We start from the raw sequence: 558 nt of genomic DNA, 5'->3' as shown, positions 1-558 counted from the left end.
CTTGATCTCGGCATAGTCGCCATTCGTGCGCAGGGTAATGGTGACGTCAGCTTTGCCGCGATTGCGACAGAACCAGCCGTGGTTGCCGTCGAAACCGGCCTCCAGAACGCCTTCAGCCCCCGGCGCCGCGCGACCTTTCTCGTAGCTGATCGATTGTCCGCCGCCATCGCCGTGGAGGTCGAAATTCACGACGCCGCCATTGACGGCCCACGAGAAGTTCGCCTTGGCGCCTTTTTTCATCACCAGTTTGATCTCGGCGGCTTCGCCCGGTTTCAGCGTGACCGTCGTCTCGTCGCTACGCGCTGCCGGTGTGGTCTGGGCATTGGCCGAGCCGATCACGAGTTCGGAAAAAATCCGCTCCATCATCAGGCTGGAGCGCTGGTCTCGCGCAGGCAAAACGCTGTTTGTTCCATTCTGCTGGGCAGCAGCGCGGTCGCGCTCCGCTTCTTCAGCCAGCTGCGCCTTGATCTCGCCCATCTCGACCAAGCCCAGCGCCCGGCCGATACCGGTCGGGTCGATGGCATATTCGGCCGGCAGCACCACGGTGACGAGGATCGC

At 62.9% G+C, this 558-nt stretch carries 1 protein-coding gene; it reads right to left on the bottom strand.

Features of this window, described 5'->3' with window-relative positions; translation table 11 throughout:
- Positions 1-558: transmembrane anchor protein (locus tag DUT91_RS25125; protein ID WP_114443062.1), on the bottom strand; the 558-nt coding region annotated here is incomplete at both ends.

This window comes from Paramesorhizobium salinisoli (genome assembly GCF_003335045.1).
Taxonomy (GTDB): Bacteria; Pseudomonadota; Alphaproteobacteria; order Rhizobiales; family Rhizobiaceae; genus Paramesorhizobium; species Paramesorhizobium salinisoli.
This window is presented reverse-complemented; position numbering and strand designations above follow the sequence as displayed.